Below are 262 nucleotides of genomic sequence, written 5' to 3'. Positions count from 1 at the left end.
CCGGGCCCGGGGCGCAGATGCAGCGTGGCGGGGCCGTCGGCGGTGCGCAGCGCGTGCCAGACGGGGCCGTCGCGCTCGATCCGGAGCGCGGGGTCGGGGCCGCCGCGGCGCACCAGCATCAGCGTGAGCCGGACGTCGAGCGGGCCGTCCGGGACGTACCCGCGGGTATCGGGGCCGCCGGGGTGCTGCACCCCTCCAGCATGCCGGACGGAGCCGACACCGGCCCCGGGGGCCCCGGCGGCGCCGGCGCGGGGACGCGGGG

At 82.4% G+C, this 262-nt stretch carries 1 pseudogene; it reads right to left on the bottom strand.

From position 1 onward, the window contains the following. Nucleotides 1-191, bottom strand: a pseudogene (locus tag KVT14_RS20530) (DNA-3-methyladenine glycosylase 2 family protein); the annotation flags it as partial. Between the last annotated feature and the right edge of the window lie 71 nt (nt 192-262).

Source organism: Cellulomonas sp. GbtcB1 (genome assembly GCF_019091725.1).
Taxonomy (GTDB): Bacteria; Actinomycetota; Actinomycetes; order Actinomycetales; family Cellulomonadaceae; genus Cellulomonas.
This window is presented reverse-complemented; position numbering and strand designations above follow the sequence as displayed.